Origin of the sequence: Streptomyces sp. ME02-8801-2C, assembly GCF_033793965.1 — a bacterium.
In the GTDB taxonomy this organism is placed as follows: Bacteria; Actinomycetota; Actinomycetes; order Streptomycetales; family Streptomycetaceae; genus Streptomyces.
Genome location: NZ_JARAXP010000027.1, coordinates 31,774 through 54,004 on the forward strand (window position 1 = coordinate 31,774; position 22,231 = coordinate 54,004).

Annotated in this window: 28 protein-coding genes; 14 read left to right on the forward strand and 14 right to left on the reverse strand. The window is 70.2% G+C overall.

The features are described 5' to 3' along the window. Positions 1 to 38 precede the first annotated feature (38 nt). Positions 39 to 230: a DUF6381 family protein gene (locus PV396_RS41780; protein ID WP_319213596.1), complete on the forward strand. Its 192-nt coding sequence runs from the start codon at positions 39 to 41 to the stop codon at positions 228 to 230. Between the two features lie 107 nt (positions 231 to 337). Here the strand turns inward: PV396_RS41780 and PV396_RS41785 are convergent, their stop codons facing one another. The 7 genes from PV396_RS41785 to PV396_RS41815 all read right to left on the reverse strand — a co-directional run bounded on the left by PV396_RS41785 (position 338) and on the right by PV396_RS41815 (position 7,346). Next, positions 338 to 1,702 carry a diacylglycerol/lipid kinase family protein gene (locus PV396_RS41785; RefSeq protein ID WP_319213597.1) on the reverse strand — a complete coding sequence of 455 codons (1,365 nt, stop codon included), beginning with the start codon at positions 1,700 to 1,702 and terminating at the stop codon, positions 338 to 340. A gap of 56 nt (positions 1,703 to 1,758) precedes the next feature. After that, positions 1,759 to 2,208: a hypothetical protein gene (locus tag PV396_RS41790; RefSeq protein ID WP_319213598.1), complete on the reverse strand. Its 450-nt coding sequence runs from the start codon at positions 2,206 to 2,208 to the stop codon at positions 1,759 to 1,761. Positions 2,209 to 2,238: 30 nt separating this feature from the next. Continuing rightward, positions 2,239 to 2,703: an SHOCT domain-containing protein gene (locus PV396_RS41795; protein WP_319213599.1), complete on the reverse strand. Its 465-nt coding sequence runs from the start codon at positions 2,701 to 2,703 to the stop codon at positions 2,239 to 2,241. Between the two features lie 78 nt (positions 2,704 to 2,781). After that, complete coding sequence (locus PV396_RS41800; RefSeq protein ID WP_319213600.1) at positions 2,782 to 3,558, reverse strand: ribonuclease BN; 777 nt, start codon at positions 3,556 to 3,558, stop codon at positions 2,782 to 2,784. Positions 3,559 to 3,696: 138 nt separating this feature from the next. Then, positions 3,697 to 5,064, reverse strand: a complete 1,368-nt coding sequence (locus PV396_RS41805) for a hypothetical protein (protein WP_319213601.1) — start codon at positions 5,062 to 5,064, stop codon at positions 3,697 to 3,699. A 132-nt stretch (positions 5,065 to 5,196) separates the two neighbouring features. Continuing rightward, the gene (locus PV396_RS41810) at positions 5,197 to 5,871 is read right to left on the reverse strand and encodes an HdeD family acid-resistance protein (RefSeq protein WP_319213602.1); all 675 of its coding nucleotides are present in this window, start codon (positions 5,869 to 5,871) and stop codon (positions 5,197 to 5,199) included. A 278-nt stretch (positions 5,872 to 6,149) separates the two neighbouring features. Continuing rightward, entirely contained in the window at positions 6,150 to 7,346 is a 1,197-nt protein-coding gene (locus PV396_RS41815; RefSeq protein WP_319213603.1) for an RNA-guided endonuclease TnpB family protein, read from the reverse strand. A 152-nt stretch (positions 7,347 to 7,498) separates the two neighbouring features. Between PV396_RS41815 and PV396_RS41820 the strand changes: the two genes are divergently transcribed. Continuing rightward, positions 7,499 to 8,140 (forward strand): potassium channel family protein, encoded by a 642-nt coding sequence (locus PV396_RS41820; protein WP_319213604.1) that lies wholly within the window; start codon positions 7,499 to 7,501, stop codon positions 8,138 to 8,140. A gap of 21 nt (positions 8,141 to 8,161) precedes the next feature. Here PV396_RS41820 and PV396_RS41825 read toward each other — a convergent pair whose 3' ends face one another. From PV396_RS41825 to PV396_RS41855, 7 genes are all read right to left on the reverse strand, one after another. Further along, entirely contained in the window at positions 8,162 to 8,359 is a 198-nt protein-coding gene (locus tag PV396_RS41825; protein WP_319213605.1) for a hypothetical protein, read from the reverse strand. A 126-nt stretch (positions 8,360 to 8,485) separates the two neighbouring features. After that, positions 8,486 to 8,962: a hypothetical protein gene (locus tag PV396_RS41830; RefSeq protein WP_319213648.1), complete on the reverse strand. Its 477-nt coding sequence runs from the start codon at positions 8,960 to 8,962 to the stop codon at positions 8,486 to 8,488. Positions 8,963 to 9,084: 122 nt separating this feature from the next. Continuing rightward, a complete protein-coding gene (locus PV396_RS41835) occupies positions 9,085 to 10,695 on the reverse strand; it encodes an MFS transporter (protein ID WP_319213606.1) in 1,611 nt (536 codons plus the stop codon). 106 nt (positions 10,696 to 10,801) lie between these two features. After that, complete coding sequence (locus PV396_RS41840; RefSeq protein ID WP_319213607.1) at positions 10,802 to 13,486, reverse strand: helix-turn-helix transcriptional regulator; 2,685 nt, start codon at positions 13,484 to 13,486, stop codon at positions 10,802 to 10,804. A 46-nt stretch (positions 13,487 to 13,532) separates the two neighbouring features. Further along, a complete protein-coding gene (locus tag PV396_RS41845; RefSeq protein WP_319213608.1) occupies positions 13,533 to 14,396 on the reverse strand; it encodes a class II glutamine amidotransferase in 864 nt (287 codons plus the stop codon). A gap of 170 nt (positions 14,397 to 14,566) precedes the next feature. Then, positions 14,567 to 14,833, reverse strand: coding sequence for a hypothetical protein (locus PV396_RS41850; RefSeq protein ID WP_319213609.1), 267 nt, complete (start codon positions 14,831 to 14,833; stop codon positions 14,567 to 14,569). Between the two features lie 417 nt (positions 14,834 to 15,250). Next, positions 15,251 to 15,994: a GntR family transcriptional regulator gene (locus PV396_RS41855; RefSeq protein ID WP_319213610.1), complete on the reverse strand. Its 744-nt coding sequence runs from the start codon at positions 15,992 to 15,994 to the stop codon at positions 15,251 to 15,253. Between the two features lie 227 nt (positions 15,995 to 16,221). Here PV396_RS41855 and PV396_RS41860 point away from each other — a divergent pair, with 227 nt between their 5' ends. The 12 genes from PV396_RS41860 (at position 16,222) to PV396_RS41915 (ending at position 22,217) form a co-directional block, all read left to right on the forward strand. Then, entirely contained in the window at positions 16,222 to 16,467 is a 246-nt protein-coding gene (locus PV396_RS41860; RefSeq protein ID WP_319213611.1) for a helix-turn-helix domain-containing protein, read from the forward strand. A 5-nt stretch (positions 16,468 to 16,472) separates the two neighbouring features. Next, complete coding sequence (locus tag PV396_RS41865; protein ID WP_319213612.1) at positions 16,473 to 16,961, forward strand: DUF6907 domain-containing protein; 489 nt, start codon at positions 16,473 to 16,475, stop codon at positions 16,959 to 16,961. After that, positions 16,958 to 17,410 carry a DUF6907 domain-containing protein gene (locus PV396_RS41870; RefSeq protein ID WP_319213613.1) on the forward strand — a complete coding sequence of 151 codons (453 nt, stop codon included), beginning with the start codon at positions 16,958 to 16,960 and terminating at the stop codon, positions 17,408 to 17,410. The genes PV396_RS41865 and PV396_RS41870 overlap by 4 nt, the downstream gene beginning before the upstream one ends. A gap of 94 nt (positions 17,411 to 17,504) precedes the next feature. Beyond that, complete coding sequence (locus PV396_RS41875) at positions 17,505 to 17,699, forward strand: hypothetical protein (protein ID WP_319213614.1); 195 nt, start codon at positions 17,505 to 17,507, stop codon at positions 17,697 to 17,699. Beyond that, positions 17,696 to 18,499 (forward strand): DUF2637 domain-containing protein, encoded by an 804-nt coding sequence (locus tag PV396_RS41880; RefSeq protein WP_319213615.1) that lies wholly within the window; start codon positions 17,696 to 17,698, stop codon positions 18,497 to 18,499. The genes PV396_RS41875 and PV396_RS41880 overlap by 4 nt, the downstream gene beginning before the upstream one ends. After that, positions 18,496 to 18,669, forward strand: a complete 174-nt coding sequence (locus tag PV396_RS41885) for a hypothetical protein (RefSeq protein ID WP_319213616.1) — start codon at positions 18,496 to 18,498, stop codon at positions 18,667 to 18,669. Before PV396_RS41880 ends, PV396_RS41885 begins: the two co-directional genes overlap by 4 nt. Next, the gene (locus PV396_RS41890; protein WP_319213617.1) at positions 18,666 to 18,983 is read left to right on the forward strand and encodes a hypothetical protein; all 318 of its coding nucleotides are present in this window, start codon (positions 18,666 to 18,668) and stop codon (positions 18,981 to 18,983) included. Before PV396_RS41885 ends, PV396_RS41890 begins: the two co-directional genes overlap by 4 nt. A gap of 2 nt (positions 18,984 to 18,985) precedes the next feature. After that, positions 18,986 to 19,174 (forward strand): hypothetical protein, encoded by a 189-nt coding sequence (locus PV396_RS41895; RefSeq protein WP_319213618.1) that lies wholly within the window; start codon positions 18,986 to 18,988, stop codon positions 19,172 to 19,174. Positions 19,175 to 19,284: 110 nt separating this feature from the next. Continuing rightward, on the forward strand, positions 19,285 to 19,467 hold the full coding sequence (locus PV396_RS41900; RefSeq protein ID WP_319213619.1) for a hypothetical protein: 183 nt from the start codon (positions 19,285 to 19,287) through the stop codon (positions 19,465 to 19,467). Beyond that, a complete protein-coding gene (locus tag PV396_RS41905) occupies positions 19,460 to 19,672 on the forward strand; it encodes a hypothetical protein (protein ID WP_319213620.1) in 213 nt (70 codons plus the stop codon). Before PV396_RS41900 ends, PV396_RS41905 begins: the two co-directional genes overlap by 8 nt. A gap of 2 nt (positions 19,673 to 19,674) precedes the next feature. After that, complete coding sequence (locus PV396_RS41910) at positions 19,675 to 20,010, forward strand: DUF6257 family protein (protein ID WP_319213621.1); 336 nt, start codon at positions 19,675 to 19,677, stop codon at positions 20,008 to 20,010. A gap of 86 nt (positions 20,011 to 20,096) precedes the next feature. After that, positions 20,097 to 22,217, forward strand: coding sequence for a cell division protein FtsK (locus tag PV396_RS41915; RefSeq protein WP_319213622.1), 2,121 nt, complete (start codon positions 20,097 to 20,099; stop codon positions 22,215 to 22,217). Positions 22,218 to 22,231: the final 14 nt, after the last annotated feature.

Genomic DNA, 22,231 nt, shown 5'->3' on the forward strand with positions numbered 1-22,231 from the left:
GTGTGGCCCGCTCTCCCCACATCACCCAAGGAGTGATCATGAGCGTTGCAGGTGAGTCCCGCGGCCGAGCCCAGCAGATGCGGCAGAAGGCTCAGGAGATGGAACAGGCCGCGGAGCGTGCCACCGACCCGGACGAGCGTTCTCGGCTGAAGGAGAAGGCTCGTCGGCTCATGGAGCAGAGCGAGCAGCAGGGCGGCACCGGAGGCCGGGACAACGACTCCATGGTGTAACAGCCCCACCCGGGTGTAACAGCCCCACCCGCACCGGCCGGTGGCTGCCGCGCGAACTTCCGTGCGCGCGAGGCCACCGGCCGGTCACTCATGTCCGCGCCCCACAGTCAGCCATGTGTCGCGTCGTCCGCCGGACTCCTGCTCAGCGCCAACCGTGCCACCCGCGGCCAGTCGGCCGCCCCGCCACCGACCCGCCGAGCGCGGGGGCGGTGTCGTGGCACACGGACCCGGAGTGCCCCGGGCGCGATACGGCACACCACGGGTGCCGGCACAACGACGTGTTCCCCGTCGATGCCGACCGGGAGGGTGTCCGTGCCCGCTTCGACGACGACCTCCCCGGCACTCAGCCGGACGAATCCCCCGGAACGCGGACCGCGCACCAGACGCGCCGCCTGAGCGGTGTTGCCGACCCGCACGCACACCACGCCCAGGAGACCCGAGTCCAGCCGCTCCCTGCGCCCCGGACGGGCGGCGTCGACGGCACGCCCGTAGGGATTGTTGCTGACGAGCAGCGCCTGAAGTCCGTCGACGTGCGTCCGGTCGGCCCGCATCCGCATCCGGGGCGCGTCCTTGCCGGTGAGGAAGCCGGGGAGGGTCCGCAGGGTCGTGCGGGCTTTGGCATCGCGGTACGCGGGGTCGGTGACGACGGACGCGTACGTGCCGAACGAGGCGTTGTTGACGAAGACCCGGCCTGCGGCGAACCCGAGGTCGACGCGGAGTTCCACGCCGTCGGCAAGGGCTTCCAGCGCCTTCGCCGGATCCTCGCGGTCGAGGCCGAGATCGAGGGCGAAGTGGTTGCGGGTACCGGCGGGAATCACCACGAAAGGCAGGTCATGGGCCGCGGCGACCTCGGCCACCAGCGCCTGGGTGCCGTCGCCGCCCGCCACCGCCAGCAGATCGGCCCCCTCCGCGACGGCCTGCCGGGCCAACGCGGAGACATCCTGGCCGCCTTCGAGCAGGACCACCCGGCAGCCGGCCGCCCGCGCCTTCCCCACCAGGCCGAATCGGTCCACCTTGCCGCCACCGGAGCGCGGGTTCATGAGGACCCAGGGATGCCAGGGCGCCTCCGCGACCGCCTGTTCGGCGGCGACGTGCCCGGGGGCCAGGGCACTGCGTGCCGTCGCGACGGCCAGCGCCCACAGAGCGAGCGACACACACGCCGCCCACAGAATGCCGGACGTCGCGTACAGCACGAGGACGGCCACGGGTGCGAGCAGCGAGACAGCCACCCCGAGGGCGCGGAGAGCACCGGTGTGCGCCAGGGTCCACCACACCCCGACGGCGGCGACCGCCAGCCCGGCGATACCGACCAGCACCCACAGCACGCTCCGCAGACCGGCGGCGACGAGCGGCACCAGCATGCTTCCCAGAAGGGCCAGCACGGCCAGACGAGCCCGGCCGGGACTGTTCTCGCGCACGGTCGCGGCTCCTGCCTCCCCCGGGTTGCCCGTGTGCCCGCCGTCTCGTCCCATGTGCCGGCCCTTCTCCTCACGGGCCCGGGCGCCGTCGGTTCCCTGCCCGGGCTGCCTCAGTCGCGGCGGGGTGTGCCCTCCTCGGAGAGGTCGAAGAGGTTGGTGCGCGGGACCACGCACAGGGCCCAGATGATGAAGCCCGAGAGCGCGATCATCACGACCGACCACACCGGGTAGTACGGCAGGGAGAGGAAGTTGGCGACGATGACGAGTCCGGCGATGCCCACGCCGACGACGCGCGCCCACATCGCGGTCGTGAGCAGCCCGAAGCTGACGATCAGGGCGATCACGCCCAGAACGAGGTGGATCCAGCCCCAGCTGGTCAGGTCGAACTCGAAAACGTAGTTGCGCGTCGTGACGAAGATGTCGTCATCGGCGATGGCCATGATGCCCCGGAAGATGTCGAGCAGGCCGACGAGGGAGAGCATCACGGCCGCGAAGGCCGTCAGACCGGTTGCCCATTCCTGCTTCGCCGTGTATTCCGGCCGAGTGTGTGTCGCGGTCATCTTGCGCCTCGATTCGGGTGGTGCGGATGCTCAGCGATGGGAGGTGCCGGTGGCGGAGCCCGTCTGCTGCGCCGAACCGTGGCCGGTCAGGACCAGTTCCTTGGCCCTGCGGAACTCCTCGTCCGTGATGTCGCCGCGGTCGCGGATCTCGGAAAGCCTGGCGAGTTCGTCGACGCTGCTGGGCTGGCCGCCGGACGCGGTTTCCCTGATGTACGCCTTGAACTCGTCCTGCTGCGCACGCGCCTGCTTGATCTCCCGGCGGCCCATGCTCTTGCCGCGGGCGATCACATAGACGAACACGCCGAGGAAGGGCAGCAGGATGCAGAACACCAGCCAGCCTGCCTTCGCCCAGCCGCTCAGCTGGTCGTCCCGGAAGATGTCGCCGATGATCCGGAACAGCAGGACGAACCACATGATCCACAGGAAGAACACGAGCATGGTCCAGAAGGCGCCCAACAGCGGATAGTCGTACGCCAGGTAGGTTTGCGCGGTCATCTCGGCCTCCGTCCCGGGCGTGGGCCCGGCAGCAGTTCTGTGCCGCACCAGCCTGCCCACGGCCGTCTCCGGGCGGCCTCACCCGGCGCGGGTGAGTGCGCGCGCCGCGACCGTTCGATACCAGGTGGTGGAGGCGACGTACTCGCCGAGGGCCAGGCCCGAGACGGCCGTCAGGAAGACGGCGATCAGCCAGGAAAGAAACGTGAAGACCGGGCCGAGCGGGCCGAACTCGTCCAGGCTGTGCTCCATGGCCGTGGGCATCAGCACGCGGGCGGCCCAGCTCAGCAGGACCGTACCGGTGCCTGCCAGCAGCGCTCCCGGCAGCAGACTCAGCCAGCCGATACGCCCGCCCAGCAGCAGATGCTGCGACCACCACCACAGCAGCGTCGCCGAGAGCAGGGACAGCACCAGCCCGGTCACCGCTCCCGCACCGAACCCGTCCCGCAGCGGTGCCTGGAACAGCAGGAAGGCCAGCCAGACGACCGGCCAGAGCAGCCAGCGCCAGACCGCGGCCCGCACCGGTGCGCGCGGCAGCTGCCAGCACCGCTCGCACACCGCCTGCAGTGCCCGGCTGAACGCCGTGGCCGAAACGAGCGTCACCACCAGGCCCACCGCTCCCACGGTGTCCCGCGTCGTACCGGTCGCGGAGAAGACCTGACGCATCTCGTCGAGGGTGTCGCCGCGCATTCCCAGAACCGCGCGGAGAGAGTCGGCCAGCAGGTCCTGCATCCAGCCGGGGGCGAACGCGGCGAAGGTCATCAGCAGCGGGAGCGCGGTGAGGAACGCCTGTGCGGCCAGCCGTACGGCGCCCTCCACCAGGTTGAGGGCCGACAGACGGGACAGCAGCCCGGCCATGGTCCCCGACCGCAGGCCCGCCACGGCCCGCGCGGCCGCGCGCCTCAGGGATCGTGTGCGCTCGGGTGAGGTCGTACGCCTGCGTGACGTCGTGCGGCTGAGTGACGCGCGCCCCGGGCCGGGTTTCCCGACCATGGATCACGGACTGGTCCGGCCCGCCACGCGGCCCGCCGCCCGGTCGGCCGGTCCGGCGGCGGCCGCGACGATCGCCAGGCCGAGCAGGACGGCCACGGCAACGCAGAGAACGAGCGCCACCGCTCCGACCGTGGGGTGGTTCCAGAGCAACAGCGTCAGCGCTCCGGCCGCTAGGACCCCGGCGGTGGTCCACGACCGGTGGCCCGCGAGCCAGCGTCCGGTGGATCCGGTGGGCACCCCGGAGCGGTACAGCGCCTGGCCGGTGGCCGTCGTGCCCCGGTCGGCCAGGGCGCGGACGGCGCGAGCCGGACGGCCGGGACCGTACAGGTACGCGATCAGCACGATGATCACCGCGACGATCAGCAGGGTGCGCGTGCTGTCGCGAAGGAACCGGACGAACGTGTCGTAGATCGCCGAGGCCGCGTCGGTGGGCAGCACGGTGGACGGGACCGAGTCCAGATAGACCCGTCGGAGCACGGCCAGCGCGACGAGCAGCACCACCATCATCAAGCCGACCCCCGCCGCGGTGATCATCAGCATCACCCTGCGGGCCGGAGCGGTCCACACCGCGAGAGCGGCGAGGACGACGGTCAGAACGGGCAGCCAGGTGCCGAGAACGTCCAGCAACCGCATCGCGTCCTGCGCCTTTACCAGCTTGTCGGTCTTGAACAGCGTGACCGTCTTGTCGGTGTCCGGGATGGCGGACGCCTTGTCGAAGCCCGCGTCGACGAGCCGCTCCCGCACCTGGTCGACGACATCTCCCAGGTTCAGTTCGACGGCACCGTCCTTGGCGCTCACGGCACCCTTGCCGTCACCGGTGAGCATGCCGACCACCGCGCCGTGAGCGCGCCGGTTGGCGCCCTCCCACACCTGCTGGAAGGCGTCGCTGGTGATCACACGGGTGACAGTGCGGTCCACGACCGACTTGACCGCGCTCCGCAGCGGACCCTCCAGGGCCTCGGCCCCCGCCACGACGCGGGGTTTGGCCCCGGCGTCCTTGAGCGTCTCGGCGAGCGAGTCCGTTATCGCCTTGACGTCCACGTTCTGCACCACGCGGTCCGTGAGCCGGTTGATCACGACCTCCTGCACGGCCGGGTCCGACGCCAGCGGCCCGACGGTCTTCACGTACCTGCCGGTGTCGGAGACCGTGTCCTGGACCCAGGCCGCGACGACGGCCACGGGCGCGAGCAGCAGGGCCAGCAGCAGGAGGACCGACGAGACGACCCGGCGTAGTCGCCGGTGGCGTATCGCCGCGTGCCGGCGCATCCGCTCGTACTCCGCCCGCTCCTCGGCGGTGATGACGTGCGTGGCGTTCGGGTCTCTGCCGGAGTCCGGCGAATCGGGCGAATCGGGGGTCGAGGCCGGGTTCATGGGGGCTCCTGTCCGTGGGTGCGCCGCCCGGCGCGACGATCGCCCGTGACGATCACCGCTCGGGATGACGGAGGTGGAGGGAGGTCCGGGTGTGCCCGCCGCGTCGTGCCCGCCTGAGCGGCGGGCGCGGTGTCAGGCCGTACCGGCAGGCGGGTCCGACTCCGTGGTGGGTGTCTTTCGGAGCGCGGTCCGCAACGCGAGGGCGACCGCCGTCTCGGCCAGACCGAGCAGGACGAGCCACAGGCCCAGCAGCCGGGTCAGGGCGCGGGCGGACTCCGTCGGCAGGGCGAGCACCACGATCCCCGCGACGATGCCGAGCACCGCGACACCCACGACGACGCCGCGGTGCGGCATGTCCTGGGTGGCGAGCGCCGAGTAGAGGGTGAGGACGCCGGACACCAGCCAGACGACGCCGACGATCAGCGAGAGCGCGTCGATGGTCTGCAGCGGGTTGCGCAGGCACAGCACTCCGGCCAGTACGTACAGCACGGCCAGGAGCAGTCCCGGGAGCCGTTCACCGTGCTCCTCCCGGCCGAAGACGGCCACGAACCGGAACGCCCCGGTCACCAGCAGGTACAGGCCGATGAGGACCGCGAGGACGTGCAGGGTCTCCTCCGGCCAGACCAGTACCAGGATGCCCAGCACCAGCGTCGCGAGGGCCGGTCCCAGGAGCCAGATCCATGAACGGCCGAGCCGCGCGAGCACGTCCGCGGAGTCGCCCATGGGGCCGACGCCGGGGCGGGGGCCCGCCCTGTCGGGCTCGTGTTCCTGTCCGGTGTGGGATGCCGGTCCACGCGGCATGGTCATGGCTCCTCCTCGCGTGATCGACGAGTGGTCGCTTCCGGACCGCCGACAGGGCGTGTGGGAAGGGGCGCCGTGCCGGGAACTGACCGCTCCAGGGTCACGCCTGTCACCGGGTGCCCGGGTCACCCACCACGGGTGATCCCTCGGCGCCGGGGTGGAGGTGAGGTGGGAACCAGCAAGGTGCCAGTCCCTTCGGCCCTTAAGGACGGGACCGATGGATGGAAGGGGGAAAACGAAGAGACACGAGTTGACTTCCTCCCTCTCGTGAACGAGGGGGATTCCTACGGCTCGCGCCGTGGGGTTTTCTGCTTCATCGCCGACCGCCCCGTCCGGGAGGACTCCCGTTGAGGTCTTACACCGGCTCCCCAGACAGACACCGCCAGCCCGGCGGCCAGAAGGTTCTCCGCGGCGTTCACGTCCCGGTCATGGACCGCACCGCACTCACACGTCCACTCCCGGACGTCGAGCGGCAGCTTCGCCCGGATCGTGCCGCAGGCACCGCACAGTCTCGAGCTGGGGAAGAAGCGGTCGACGACCACGAGTTCCCGCCCGTACCAAGCGGTCTTGTACTCCAGCATGCTCCGCATATCCGTCCACGCCGCATCGGAGATGGCGCGGGCGAGCTTGCGGTTTTTGACCATGGTGCGGACGGTCAGGTCCTCGATCACGACCGTTTGGTTCTCACGGACGAGACGGGTGGTCAGCTTGTGGAGGAAGTCCCGGCGCCGGTCGGCGATCCGGGCATGAACACGCGCCACCTTCCGGCGGGCCTTCGCCCGGTTGGCGCCGTCACCCTTGGCCTTGCGCGACAGTTCCCGCTGGGCTTTGACAAGCCGGGCCCGGTCCTTGCGCTCGTGCTTGGGGTTGGTGATCTTCTCCCCGGTGGACAGCGTCGCCAGAGACGTGATCCCCAGATCGATACCGACCGCGTTCGTGGTGGGCGGGGCGGGGGTGATGGTGTCGTCGCAGAGCATCGACACGAACCAGCGTCCGGCCGCGTCCTGGGACACCGTCACCGTGGACGGCGTGACACCCTCCGGCAGCGGCCTCGACCACACGATGTCCAGCGGCTCGGTCATCTTGGCGAGAGTCAACTCGCCTTTACGGAATCGGAAACCGCTGGTGGTGTACTCCGCGCTTTTCCGGGACTTCTTCCGCGACTTGAAGCGCGGATACTTCGCCCGCTTGCCGAAGAAGTTCGTGAACGCCAGCTGCAGGTGCCGCAGCGCCTGCTGGAGGGGGACGCTGGACACCTCGTTCAGGTAGGCGAGTTCCTCGGTCTGCTTCCACGCCGTCAGCATCGCGGACGTCTGGTTGTAGTTGACCCGCTCCTGCCGCGTCCACGCCCGCGTACGGGCGTCGAGCGCCATGTTGTAGACCTTCCGCACACATCCGAAGGTGCGCGACAGCTCAGCCGCCTGCACATCCGTCGGATAGAAGCGGTACTTGAACGCCCGCTTCACCTGCATCGTGGTCATGCTCACAAGCTAGAGCACCTGTCGGTGAGGGCCAAATCTACTGGTCAAGGCACTGCGATTCGCCCTGGCGGCGAATCCCAGCCCCTGGCCCTGCTCCGCAGGAGTCCGATCCCTCCCCCGCCTGAAGGCCGGGGTTTCCTCGGAGGAATCCGATGAGCGATCCGAGCACGCCCCGGCCGGGCCGCACCCGGCCCGAACCGGACGGCCGCCGACGGTCTCTCGATGCCCGTCGGCGGTCTCTGCGCGCCCGTCGGCGGGCGGCGGTCGTCGCCCTGATCCGCGCCGTACTCATCGCCGCCGGCCTCGTCACCGCCTACTACCTGCTGCCCCTGGACGAACACGGCACGGTGACCTCGTCGGCGCTGCTCGTGTGCGGCTTGGTGGGGGTGCTGATGGTGTTCGGGTTCGAGGTGTGGGCCATCGCGCGCTCACCCCACCCGCGTCTCAAGGCAGTCGAGGCCCTGGCCGCCACGCTGGCGCTGTTCCTGGTTCTCTTCGCGGGCGCCTACTACATGGTGGACCGCTCCACCCCGGGCTCCTTCAGCGAGCCGCTGACCAGGACGGACGCCCTGTACTTCACGCTGACGACGTTCAGTACCGTCGGCTACGGGGACATCGCGGCACGCTCCCAGGCGGGGCGCGTGCTGACGATGGCGCAGATGGTGGGAGGACTGCTGCTCGTGGGCGTCGCCGCACGGGTGCTGGCGAGCGCGGTCCAGGCCGGGCTGCGCCGACAGGGCCGAGGGCCGGCGCAGCCGGGTTCCGACAGCGACGCCGGGACACCGGACCAGTAGCCCGGACGATGACCGTCCCCGTCACTCCGGCAGTTGGCGCATCTCCAGGACACACAGTCCCAGCGACTGGCAGCGTGCCAGCAGCCCGTACAGGTGCGCCTCGTCCACGACCGGGCCGAACAGGACGGTCTGGCCGGACATCACTACGTGGCCCAGCTCCGGGAAGGCTCGGGCCATCGCTTCCGACAGGTGTCCCTCGACGCGGATCTCGTAGCGCACGAGCTGTCCTCCTACGGGCTTGCCGGGACAGGCGGACGGCGCCTTACCTGCGATCGTCCGGCCTCCCCGGCGTTTCGGGCCTCACCCGGGAGAGGTGACCCGGCGCCGGACGACGGACGCCACGGATCAGTGCGTCAGGAAGATCTTGACGGAGATGATCAGCAGGCCGAGCACCAGGTTGACCGACGCGGTGACGGCCAGCAGCAGCCGAGAGGCACCGGCGCGGCGCGCCGCGGCCACCGACCAGCCCACCTGACCGGCCACGGCGACCGAGAGAGCCAGCCAGAGGGCACCGGGCACATCCAGTCCCAGGACCGGGCTGACCGCCACCGCGGCGGCCGGCGGGACGGCGGCCTTGGCGATCGGCCACTCGTCGCGGCACACGAGCAGCACGACCCGGCGGTCCAGCGCCCGTTGTGCCAGGCGCGCCCCGAACAGCTGGGCGTGCACGTGCGCGATCCAGAACACCACCCCGGTGAGCAGCAGAAGCAGCACGAGTTCGGTGCGGGGGAACGAGCCCAGGGAACCGGCGCCGATCAGTACGGAGGCCGCGAGCATGGATCCGTAGACGCCGCCCGTGTAGTCCGCTCGGGCCCGGTGCACGGCCCGGTGCTCGGCCCTGCGCGCTCTGTGGGCCGAGGCCGGGCCGGTCGTGGTCGTTGGTGTGTGCGTTGTTCGGGTTCTGGACACCGGCGACTCCCTCCGGACTGGGTGCGTCGATGCGGTCACCTCGGCTGAAGCGTCGGCTCCGAGCGGCGCGGACGGGTCTCCCGTGCGGTCGGGAGGTGTGGTGTGACCAGGAAACTGGCGAGAGCGATGCCGCCGGTGGCCAGGATCGCCGCCTTCAGACCGTCCAGTTGCGCGGAGGAGTAGGAGTCCGCGACGGCGTCGACCTCGGACGGCGGCAACCCGGCGCGCTCGGCCGCCGAGCGCACCTGATCGGTCGGGACGAACGCGATCCCGGCCTCAAGAGCGACACCGACCTGCTGCCGCGTCTCCTCCGACAGACGCGGGTTGTCCGCCACCTGCGTGGTGAAGGCGTGGGCCAGCGCACCGATGAGGATCGACCCGATGAGAGCGGTACCCAGCGCCGAGCCCAGATTCTGTGCCGTGAACTGAAGCCCTCCGGCCTCACTGCGTGCCTCGTCGCCGACGCTGGACTGGACGACGTTGCCCAGTTGCGAGGCGAGCAGGCCGACGCCCACGCCCAGCAGCGCCATCGCTCCGGCGAACTGGGCGTCGTCGATGACCGGGTCGATGGTCGCCAGCAGCCACACGATGGCCGCCGCCAGGGTGAGCAGGGCCAGCCGGACCACCCGGCGCGGTCCCATCGTCCGCCCCAGCGAGGACGCGGACAGAGAGGTGATGAGCATGGTGGCGGACACCGGGAGCAGGCGCAGGCCCGTCTCGAAGGCGTTGAACCCCTGAACCACCTGCAAGTACAGCGGGATGGTGAAGAACAGCCCCAGCAGGATGAGGTTCTGGCTCAGCAGCGTCAGAAGGCCGGACCGCAGCACGGGCCTGCCCAGCAGGGACAGGTGGAAGAGGGGGTCGGCGCCTTCTTCGTCCCGCCGTCGCTCCCACCGGCGGAAGAGCGCCAGGACAGCCACACCCGCGCCTACGACGAACAGTGTAGGGGCGAAGCCGAAGACGGTGAAAGGAGGATTGCGGGGCTGCACCCATCCCCAGGTGCTGCTCTGCAGGACCCCGAGCACACCCAGCCCCAGCCCGGCCGCGGACAGGACCGCGCCGACCCAGTCCAGCCGGGGGCGCGGGCCGGTCGGAGCGGGCGTGGCGATGACCCGGCGGCACAGCAGGACGGCCACGACGACCACGACCTCTCCGGCGAAGACCAGCCGCCAGGTCAGATACGTGGTCACCCAGCCGCCCAACAGGGGGCCGACCGCGATCCCGGCGCCGGCGAGCCCGCCGATGACCGCATAGGCGACGGCCCGGTCCCGCCCGTGGTACGACTCCGCGACGAGGGCGGCCATGGCCGGCAGCACCATGGCGGCTCCGAGCCCCTCGATGACGGACCAGCCCAGCGTGAGGACCCACAGGGTGGGTGCCGCGGCGGTCAGGGCCGACCCCACGCCGTACACGACCATCCCCATGAAGAACATGCGGCGACGCCCCAGGATGTCCCCGAACCTGCCACCGATGATCATGAAAGCGGCCATGACCAGCGCGTACAGCGTGATGACGGCCTGGATGGCGGTGACCTCGGTGTCGAAGTCCTCGACCAGCTGGCTGATGGAGACGTTCATGACCGAGGTGTCCAGGACCATCAAGAACTGGGCCGCGCCCAGGACGATCAGAGCCCGCCAGTGCTTCACCGCGTCCACCTCGCAAAGTCGGCCGTCCGCCGCCCCTCCCATCGCATCCGAAGTACGAGTCCGGTGCCTCACCCGCCACGGGGGAACAACGGGCACCGACGCGCGTTCAGAGCAGCCGGAGTTCCCGCGCGCGCCGCACCGCTTCGCCCCGCCGGCTCACCGCCAGCTTCCGGTAGACGCTCTTGAGGTGGGTCTTCACCGTGTTCACCGACACGTAGAGGTCGACGGCGATCTCCTCGGTCGACATCATCCGGGCCAGTCGCTCCAGCACATCCTGCTCGCGTCCGCTCAGCTCCGCGGCGACGAGCGGTGGCGGCGGGGAATCCGGCCGGGATTCGTCGTGGCGCGGCGAGCCGGGCGTGAGCCAGCCCGCGGCCAGCCCCTGCAGCGGAGCCGTGGCCAGCAGGGGCCGGATCCACGCCCCGGCATCGAGGAACGGACGCCGCAGCCGCTCACGCCGGGCGTCGAGGAGCGCCTGTGCCACGAGCCTGCGGGCAACGGCGGTGTCTCCTGCCCTCTCCGCGCTCTGAGCCCTGACCAGCGCCGCCCGCACGGTCACCCCGGGCCCGGTCCGCCCCTCGGCGCGGATGCTGTCGAGCAGGTCGATGGCCGCCCCGCGATGCCCTGTGGCGAGCTGGATCGCCGCGGCCTCCACGGCGCACATCGGCTGGTCGACGGCGACTTTCTCAAGCACCTCGACGGCTTCGTCGGGCCGGCCTTCGGCCAGGTGGGCGGCGGAGGAGACGAGCAGTTCACGGCTTGCCGCCCAGGGCGAGGGCACCGCGGGGGAGAAGGCCGGGTCCGCCGCCGTGGCGGCGGCTCCTGTCTTGCCCCTGGCCAACAGGAGGTGAGTTGTGGCAAGGGTCAGCCCCGCCGCCAGGACCGGATCACGCGTTCCCGACGGGAGCCGGGTCGTCTCGTCGAGGAGGGCCTGGGCCCGGCCCAGCTCGTGGCGGTCGACAGCCACGGCGGCCAGGACCAGCCGTCCGATGCCGGAGCGGGGCTGCTGGTCCTGGCCGCCCCGCTCCGCCTCCGACACCGCCGCCAGTGCCTTGCGCTCAGCCCGGCCGAGCCAGCCGTTCAGATAGTCGAGCAGTGCCAGGTGCCCCATCGACTCCTCCCGGGGCAGCAGGGTGGCGGCGCCGCCCGGAGTACCGGCCACCGTGGTCAGGACAGCGCGCGCCTCCTCGAAGTGCCCGGCCCACAGGCGTGCCGAGCCCAGATGGGTCAGCAGGAGAGCGGTGAGTTCGGGATGCTTGTCCAACAGGTGCGCCGGGACCGCCTGCCGCAGTTCACCGGCCGCCTCGGCGGCCTTCTCGACGCGTGGGGGACACCCGGTCAGCCGTGCGGCCAGTGCTTCGAGCAGCGCGCAGCTCAGCTGGGCGGCCGCCAGGCCGGGGCTGTCGTCCGCCAGTCGCTCCTCGGCGTGGCGAAGGCGTGCCTGGCCGTGTTCGAGGTCGCACCGGGACAGATCGCGCGCGGCGCGCACGAGGTCGGTGGCGGGGCTCCGGGCCTCGGACCCCATCTGCGAGAACAACCGGTCCAGGACGTCCGAGCGCAGGCCGGTGAAGAGCTGGCCGATCGCGAGGTCGTCTATGAGGGAACCGGCAGCGAAGTCCCAGTCGCCCACGGCGGCGCTGTGGTCGAGGGTCTCCGGCAGATATCCGGAACGGCGCAGCCAACGTGCGGCCCGCCGGTGGAGTTCCGGCTCCACGCCCGGCAGGCGTACCCGCAGATGAGCCCGGAGTATCTCTCCGAACAGCGGATGGAGCTGGTACCACGAGTGGCCGAGAGGCTCGACGAACGCGTTCTCGTGGTGCAGCCCGGCGAGAATGGGCTCGGCATCGGCCCGGAGGGTCAGTGCGTCGGCCAGATCGGGACAGAAACGCTCCAGGACGCTCACGCGCAGCAGGAGGTCCTGTGTCTCCCGCGTCTGGACCTTCAGGACCTCGGCCAGCAGATAGTCCGCGACCGTACTTCGGTCCGCCTCGAATTCCTTCAGGTAGAGCTCGGGGTCGGCGCTCTCCCGAGCGGCCAGGGCGGACAGGCGCAGGCCGGCGGCCCAGCCCCGGGTGCGGTCCACCAGGACCTCGGCGGCGTGGACCGGCAGGCGCAGACCGTGCAGCTGCAGCAGTGCGACGGCCTCCTCGGGGGTGAAGGCCAGTTCGGCGGCGCGGATCTCCGTCAGATCGCCGGCCGCCCGGTAGCGGTGCAAGGGGAGCAGCGGGTCGGTGCGGGTGACGAGGACGAGGCGCAGGCCCCGCCCGGCGTGGTGCAGGACGAACGCCAGTTGCTCCGAGATCTCCGGCGTGGTCACGCGCTCGAACTCGTCGAGTACGAGGACCAGGGGCCGGTCCCGGTCGTTCAGTTCGGCGGCGAGCGCCACCAGTAGCCTGCGGTCCACCCCGGAAGCGTCCGCGGGGGTCCCGACCGCGTCGGACACCGGTGCACCGCACGCGCTCAGGGTCTCAAGGACGTACGCCCAGAACACCCCCGGACGACAGTCCCCCGCTTCGACGGTGAGCCAGGCGACCGGTGACCGCAGCCCGGCGGCCCAGTCGGCGGCCAACAGGGTCTTGCCGGCCCCGGCAGGGCCGTTGACCAGCGTCAGCCGGGTCCCGAGAGCCTGGTGGAGGTGGTCGACGAGCCGCTGCCGCCGCAGGAACGTGGCGGGCCGCGCGGGCAGGGCGAACCGGGTGCGCAGAAACGGGTCTCCCAGAGGGTCGGCGCACGGAACGGTCGAAACGATGGGAAGGGTCGGTCCCCGAGCGTTCGCATGGGTCTCCGGCACCGCTGTCACCTCGCAGTCCGTCAGGGCCCACCCCGGGCAGTGCTGGTCAGCTCCTGGCCGAGGCGCCCTGGAGGTCGGGCTGGAAGGCACGGATCAGATCGTGGCCCGGCTGGATGACGCCGTAACTGCCCTCGGGCACCGCGTTCCAGGCGCCGGGAAGGTTGCCCAGCGGCTCGGACACGACGAGGCGGGTTTCGTCGGAGACCTCACGGAGGAACTCGGCATCGGGGTGGAGCGCGCGCAGGGTGTCCACCCTGGTGCTGAAGAACAACGACCGTGAGCGGCCCTCGCTGGAGTAGCGGAAGGCCCACACCCGTTCGCCGTCGGCCACCGCGACGGTCATCTGAAGGGGGTCCTTGATGCCGTGCTCGTGGCCCTTCCTCTCGACCAGGCCCGCCATGCGTGCCACGGCACCGGGAGGATCCTCCGTCAGGCCGAAGGTGAGGGCGAGGTAGAACATGAGCTCGGAGTCGGTGGAACCCTCGATGTCGGCATACAGGGCCGGATCGACGGCCAGCGCGAGGTCACGCCGGAGCACGGGGAACCCGTTGATCATCCCGTTGTGCATCCACATCCACCGGCCGTAGCGGAAGGGGTGGCAGTTGGACTGCTGCACGGCTGTCCCGGTCGTCGCCCTGATATGGGCGAAGAAGAGACCCGAGCGGACGTGGTGGGCGACCTCCCGCAGATTGCGGTTGTTCCACGCCGGGCCCACGTCACGCAGGACAGCAGGGGTGGCGGCTGCGTCCTCGCCGTTCTCGCTGTACCAGCCGAGGCCGAAGCCGTCGCCATTGGTCGTCTCCACCCCCATACGGGAGTGCAGGCTCTGGTCGATCAAGGAGTGTGCGGGCTTGAACAGCACCTGGCTGAGAAGGATGGGGGTACCCGAGTAGGCGATCCAACGGCACATCGTGGGTCCCTTCACCTCTGGGACGGCCGACTCGGATGTGGCAGCGCCGGAGCGTCCTCGTGCGAGTAGTCACCAGTATCGCTTTCAGGATCCCCTCGGGCACGTCGACCGTCCCGTCTTCGCCGGCTGCCGCGTCCCCGGCACCCGGCTCGCGGGCGTCGGCGTCGGTACTAGTACGGCGCCCGGAACTGCGCGTACCCCAGCAGCAGGATGACCCCGGCGACGCAGCCGAGGACCACCGCCGTCGATATCCACGACGATCTGCGCGGCCCCGAACCCTCGGGCTCACCCCGGAACGGCACCGGCTCCGGAGGGTTTTCCTTCCAGCGGGCCGCGAGCATACGGGCCCGGGCGGAAGGCTCCTTGTGCGGGGCGTCGCGCGCCCACCGGTAGTCGAACTCCCGCTCGCTGTCGTCGTGTTCGGACTTCCCCGTCATCCCCGTTGCCTTTCGTGTCGTGTGCGATCCCATGCCTGTGCGAGGTCCCTTCAGAATAGTGCGCCCCTCTGACACCGCCCCGGTCGGCCCGTGCGACCGGTCCCGAACACGACAACAGCGCCCCCGCACCGGCGAACCGGGGCGAGGGCGCTGACGTACACCGTTACCGGGCACCTGACGGCGCCGGCCGACTCACACGTCGAAATACAGCTCGAACTCTAACGGCACCTTTGCTACCTGCGGCGAAGCGTGTGCACTGCGCTGACCTGGGTATTTGAGTGTTGGCACACGTTGATGAATATCAAGTGCGTTGGAATGTCCTGCGGACTGTCTGCGGACCGCTAACGGACACGCACTGTCATGAGAGAGGCCCCCGCCCTGAGTGATCAGATTGGGGGCCTCTTTTGCGTTGTGGCGCTATGGCTTCTCGCCCTCGACCTGCCACAGGCCCGGCGCATAGATGTCCTCCCACACTTCGAGCGGCCCGTCGTCGTCGTGGAAGACGTTGACCAGTACTAGGACCGGCACGGCTGCAGTCTCCGGCACGTGGATGTCGAGCATGTCGAGTTCGTTGGACGCGGCGAGACGGGCGGTACGCCGCTCGGGTGATTTGGTCGTCTGGCGTCCGGTGCGTTCTTTGTAGATCTCCTGCCAGAAGCGCTCGAACGGTCGCGGCTGCAGCAGCTCGGGCACGTCCGCCAGGGCTCGCATGTGGATGACGGACAGGGCGGCCACGGCCGGCTTGTCGTCGCGTAGGAAGACTCGAGTGCGCACGATGACCTCGTCGCCAAGCTCGATGCCAAGGTGATCCGCCACCATCGGGTCGTGGCACGAGCGGAGGTGCGCCGTGTGGTTGATGGACGTCTCGCCGGGGGCGTAGGTCTCCCCGGTGCGCGCGATGCGCTCAAGCCGGGCCGCTGCGGTGGCGGCCACGTTCGGACGTTCGGCGACGACGGTCTCGGCGCCGGGTCGGGGGGTGGTTAGTCCCTCGTCCTTGAGGAGTCGGTAAGCGCGGTTGACGGTGGTGATGCTGACGCTGAACTGCTCCCTCACCTGGCTCATAGGCGGCATGGTGTCGCCGGGCTGCAGCTTGCCGTCCTCGATGAGCTTCCGGAAGTGCGCGGCGATGTCGGCGTATCCGGCGCTGTCTTTGTCGACCATGGTCTCTACCTCCTCCAGGTATAGCGCTCCGTGTTTTCTTCAAGATACTCCGTAGAGCGCTTGACCTTTGAAGGTAGAGCGCTCTACCTTCTTCTTTAGCGGCACTTTCTGCACAAGCCGCAAGTTCAGCTCTGCCCGAGATAACGCAAAGGCCCCGACGGGGCTGTCCCGGTGCTCGCAACACCAGGCCCGTCGAGGCCAACGCATCAGAGAGATTGGGTCTCCGAATGCAGCACGAGCTTACTGCGCCTGCCCTGACGCAGGTTCCCGAGGGCGAACCGCTCAAGGTCAAGGACATCGCCGGCGCCCTGCGCGTCGACTCGACCACCGTCTACCGCGAGATCACCGCGGGCCGCCTCGACGCGTACCGCGTCGGCTCGGGCCGCGGCACCTTCCGCGTCTCCCGTACCGCGTTCGCCGCGTACCTCGCCGCCCGCGGCATCCCGACGAGCGAGCTGGCGGTGACGCTGTGATCTCCATGTCCAAGCAGTCCATGCCGCGTCCGGCTCACCGGATGGTGCCCGCCGTCGTCGGCTGGCCCGGCCGTCAGACGACCGTCCTCATCGAAGACCCCGACTGGTGCAACATCGACCACGTCGACCTGTGGGTCCACGCCCTGGAGGACGTCGACCACTACTCCGACTTCACCGGATGGAGCACCGACTCCATCCTGCAGCCCGGTGACGCGGTCATCGAACTGCTCACCCGGGTTCACTCCGACCCGCTCGCCGAGGACGCGGCGCTGCGCGACGCGCACGTCATCATCGACGACGGGCATGCCGGGAGCACCTGCTACCTGACGCCGGAGATGGCGGAGCGTGCCGCTGACGAGCTGATCGCGATGGCGGCGGACGTGCGGCGTGCGGCCCAGGCTGCCCGCCAGTCCAACGCGCTCGCCGGCCGTCAGCGCCGTAACCGCTCGCAGGCCGACGAGTCGCTGCGCCGGGTCCGTGGGGGTCAGGCATGAGTGACGAGGACGAGCGCGCTCGCCGTTTCGTCGAGCGGCACTTCCCGAAGCCGGACCAGGCGGCTACGGCGCGGCCTGTTGGCGGCGACGGGCCCACGGTGACCCTGGACACCCTCGACCACGGCCGCGTCACCGTCGACGAGCCGGCGTGGTGCATCGGGCATGCGGGCGAGCCGGTCGGCTACAGGGCGGACATCACGCATAAGGGCCGTGTGGTGGCCGCCGAGGTGGAGACGGACTGGGCGACGTTCGAGTTGCTGCCCGCCCGTATCTCGTGGGCGCCGTTCGGCGAGTTGCAGCCCGAGCCGTACCCGGTGGCGGACATCGAGGATCTCCCGCCCCTCGACCCCGACCAGCTGCGGGAGCTGGCCGCCGAGGTCGCCTTGCACGCCGGCCGCCTCTACCGCCTGTCGAACGAGCTGGACCGGATCCGCAGGGGGCAGTCGTGACCGCCTCGACGATCCACCGGCTGACGGACGCCGAGCGCGACGAGCTGTCCCGCAAGGTCGCCGAGGCCAATAAGCGGTCCGAGGAGCGGCCGCGGTGAGCCGCTACCCGATCCCGCGCCCGACCGAGCACGCCGCGATCCGTGCGGTGTGCCGGTCGGCCCGGCCGGCCCTGAACATTCCGGCGATCCTCGCCGACCTGATCACCGCACAGCGGCTCGGAGACCAGCACGGGATGAACCTGTGCGGCCACCTCGTCGCCCGCGCCGCCCTGAAGGAGGTAGGCGAATGAAGAACGCTGATGCCCGTCAGGGTCTGGCGTCTGGGGCCGCCGTGGTCACCGTCGCCCTCACCGCTGCCGCATTCTGGCTGAGCTACGAGCACTTGCACGATGTCGCCGACGCGAACGGCCTCGACGGCATCCGGGCGTGGGCGTGGCCCGGCACGGTAGACCTGTTCATCGTCGCGGGGGAACTGCTGATCCTGCGGGCGGCCCTGCGGGGTGGCTTCGATTGGTTCGCCTACCTGCTCGCTGGTGTCGGCTCCCTCGGCTCCATCGCCCTGAACGTGGCTGGCGTGGGTGCGGGTGCGGACCGGATGGAGTACATCGTCGCCGCCGTACCTCCGGTGGCTGCCCTGCTCGCCTTCGCCGCGATCATGCGGCAGGTACACGAACGCCTCGCCGGACACTCCGAGCCGATCAAGCTGGATGTTATCCAGCATGAAACGGCGCCCGAGGTGACCGACCTCGTAGACGTTATCCACGAGGTTCCGCCTGCCCCGGAGCCTGCCCCGGTGGTCATCCCGACTGCGACCGCGCTGACGGCCGCGCCGTTCCTGTGGGAGTCCGTCTCCCCAGAGAAGACCGATCAGGTGACCGTCGCAGTACCCGCCGAGACGGCCCGGCAGGTGGTCACCGAGTCGGTCACGCTCACCCCGTCCGATCTGCGCCGTAAGGCCCGCAGCCTGCACCGGGAGGCGGTCAGGTCGACTCGCCGCCCGGTGACCATCAAGGCACTGCAGGACGAACTCGGCTTGTCCCGCCGTGAGGCGACCGAACTGCGCCGCGAAGTAGTGGAGGCCCGGTCATGAAGTGGGTACTGCTCGGCGCCCTGTTGGGTCTGCTGCTGGTCTTCCCGCAGCTCCTCGCCCTGGTCGTCACCGTGGTTGCGGCGATCCTCGCAAAGCCTGTCCTGGTGGCGTTTGCCCTCGGTCTGGCCGTCCGTGTCCAGCTGCCCTGCATCCGGAGGCGGGCGCGATGAGTGACGCCCTCGACAAGGCCGAGGCCGCAGTACGGGAAGCCTCGACCGACACGGCCGCCGTACAACTGGCGTTTGCCGCAATGGAGTTGGCCAAGCTGGCACAGCAGCAGCCCGTCCAGCAGCCGGCCTGCCAGCACCAGGCCCGGACAGGCCGCAGCGCGGGTGAGTGGCTGGCGATCGGCGGCGCCGTCTGCGTCGGCAGCATCGGCCTTGCCTTCGCGTCCATCGCGCTCGCCATCGCCGCGTGCTGCGCCACTGGCTGCTTCCTCATCCTGCGCCGCCTGTGGCAGGACATGCAACGGAAGGGCCGCTGACCATGGGCTTCTTCCGCCGTACCGAGACCGCCGACCACGACGACGCCCGCACCCGCGGCCTCCTCGACGCCGCCGACACCGCTTTCGAAACCGACGACTCGGCGTTCGCAGACGTCGTCATGGACGGCCTCATGGGCGACAAGGCCACCCGCCCCTACCCGCCCGCCGGACACGGCTACCCCCGCCGCTGACCTGCCCTTCCGTGCCAACCGGGGCGGAACCTCTTGTACGTCGTACAAGAGGTTCCCTCCCGGCAGGTGCGGTAGGGCCGGACAGCCCGGCCCGCGACCAGGAGGCCCGCATGCGCAAGCCCGTGGACTACCAACACCCCGAAGCCCGCCTCATGGGCAGCACCGTCCGCCACGAAGGCCACAACTGCACGGTCGTCGGCCTCCAGGGCGGATACGCCACCGTCAGCCGCAGCGACGGCTTCAAGCGCAGCATCCCCATCTACGCCATCACCAACGGGAGCAAGAGTGTCTGAGCCGACCACCCGCCGATACTGCCTCGACACCGCCGCCCACGCGCTGCGTGAGGCCGTCCTCCATGCCAAGCGCGCGGGGACCGCCGCCTACGGACGCCCCCACGAGACACAGGCGCACGCCGCCGCCGGCGCCTTGTGGGCCAGCGTCGCCCGCACCGCCACCGCCCTCGCCGCCACCCTGCCCGACACCACCACGGAGGCCTGACCATGCCCAGTTCCTATTCCCGAGGCGAGAAGGTTCGGCTGGCTTGGCTGGTCGCCAAGGCCGCGAAGCAGTCCCTGGCCGGAGACCGCAACGTCGACACCATCGACGACAAGGTGAAGCGGGAAGTCGACCGCATCGAGGAGCGCGCCCAGGAGCGCGGCGCCCGTGAGGTCGCTGCCCTCGAGCGCCGCCTCGACGACACCCGCAAGGCCGCCGCCGCAGCCAAGACCAGCATGCGCACCAGCCGCGGCAGGGACCGTGCGGCCGCCCGCACCGAAATGCAGCAGCACGAGCAGGCCGCCCGCCGCGTCGAACGCGAACTGCGCCGCTACCAGTAGCCATACCCCGGGGCGGCCGTCACCGGCCAAGGAAGCCGGCCGCCCCGGGCCCCGGACCGCCCATCTGAACGACCGGAGAGACCAGCATGACTGACACAGTCCCTGAGCAGATCAACGGGCACGCCCGACCGCAGGTGTCCCTCCTCAAGCTCGCCCCCGAACCGTCGGCCGAGACGGAGCCGGCCGCCGTCGAGGAGAAGCCCCGTACGCGCCGCCGCATCCGCATCGACTCACTGCGCCGCGTCGTCGTCGAGGTCCGCACCAACAGCGGATACCGGGCCGTCGTCCGGCACGGCGCCTACACCTGGGGTGGGGCCCGCATCCTCACCCGACGGGCCTGGGACTCCCGCACCACCGCCCGCCACGACCGGATGATGCGCATCGCCGAAGCATCTGGGAACGAAGAGCTTGTCCGGGAGTGGGAGCAACGCTCCCAGGCCTACCGGGCCGCCCGGCAGAAGCGGCGTATCGAAATGCTGCAGATGGCCGTGAACGCCCCGAAAGCGATCGCCATGGGCGCGGCCGGCACCGCAGGCCTCTTGCTGATGCTCGGCATCCTGCTGGCTTGGGCCAACCACGACGTGCACGACGTCCTGACTCCCATCAAGACCGTGGTGCAGCTGGTCGGATGGGCTGCGTTCATCGCCGGTGTCATCTGGGATCCGCTGCTGGCGGCCCTGCCGTTCCTCGCCCTCGCCGGCGCCTGGGCGGTCGGCCGCAACCAGCACACCGCACCCACGTGGGCGCTGCCCGTCGACGGCGACGAGCGGGACGTCGTCCCGGATGAGAACGCCATCATGCGGGCCCTGGGCAACCTGGGCATTGCGCCGCTGAACAGGGTCATCAAGGAGGGCTGGAAGCCGCGCTGGGTACAGCCGTCCATCCGGTCCGGGAACGGCTGGCACGCGCAGCTGCAGCTCCCGGAGGGCGTGCCCGTCGAGATGATCGCCGACAAGAAGCAGACGCTCGCGCACAACTTGCTGCGCAAGCCCATCGAGGTGTGGCCGACCGAGCCACGCGACCAGGCCGGCGTACTGGACCTGTGGGTTGCAGACCCCGGCGTCCTCACCAAGCCGGTACCGCCGTGGCCGCTCCTGACGGAGGGAACGACCGATTTCTTCAAGGGCGTGCCCGTCGCGCTCAACGCCCGCGGCGAGCAGGTCATCGGGCGGCTGATGGCAGCGAACTACCTGATCGCCGGGATCATGGGCTCGGGGAAATCATCGCTCGTCGTCGCCCTGCTCCTCGGCGCGATGCTCGACCCGCTGGTTGAGATCGACGTGCACGTCCTGGCGTACAACTCCGACTACGACCCGATGCGGCCCCGTCTGCGGAGCCTGGTCAAGGGCGACGATGACGAGCATGTGGTCGCGGCTATGGACACGCTGCGCGCCCTGGCCGGTGAGGTGTCCCGTCGTGGGCAGGAACTGGAACGCCTCGGCACGGACACCAAGGTCACTCGGGAGATGGCGGAACGCGACCCGTCCATGCGGCCCCGGATCGTCGTGTTCGACGAGGTTCACGAGCTGTTCTCGCACAAGGAGTACGGCAAGGAAGCCAAGGAACTGGCGCTGAAGGTCACCAAGAAGGCCAGGAAGACGGCCATCATGCTGCTGTGGATCACCCCGGATGCCGATGCGGCGAGCCTGCCGCGCGGGATTTCCAAGACCGTGTCCCACCGGGTCGCGTTCGCCATCAACGACCACCAGGGCAACGACGCGATCCTCGGCACCGGCATGCATAAAAACGGGTATTCGGCGACCACCCTCGTCGCAGGTGAAGACGTCGGCACCGCCATGGCCGCCGGCTTCGGGAAGACCCCCGGGCTGATCCGCTCCTACTTCGTGCGGAAAGAGGCAGGCATCGACGAGGTCACGCCGGTCGTCGAGCGGGCGATGCAGATGTACGAGGGCGGGCCGGCCGACGCTCCCGCGTTCGCCCCCGTCGACCACCTCGCCGACATCGCGGCCGTCCTCGGGCACGAGACGAAGATGCTCACCCTGGACGTGCTGCACGGCCTCAAGGACCGCAACCCCGTCGAGTACGGCTCGTGGTCACCACGGGACCTCAAGGCCGTCCTGGACGACGCCGGACACGGCGAGTACAAGACCAACGGCGGCAAAATGCACGTCGGTCTCGACCGGATCCTCGACGCCATCGCCGCCCGGGACGACGTCCTCGACGACGAGGGAGGCACCGAAGAGTAGGGGAGTTCTCCCTA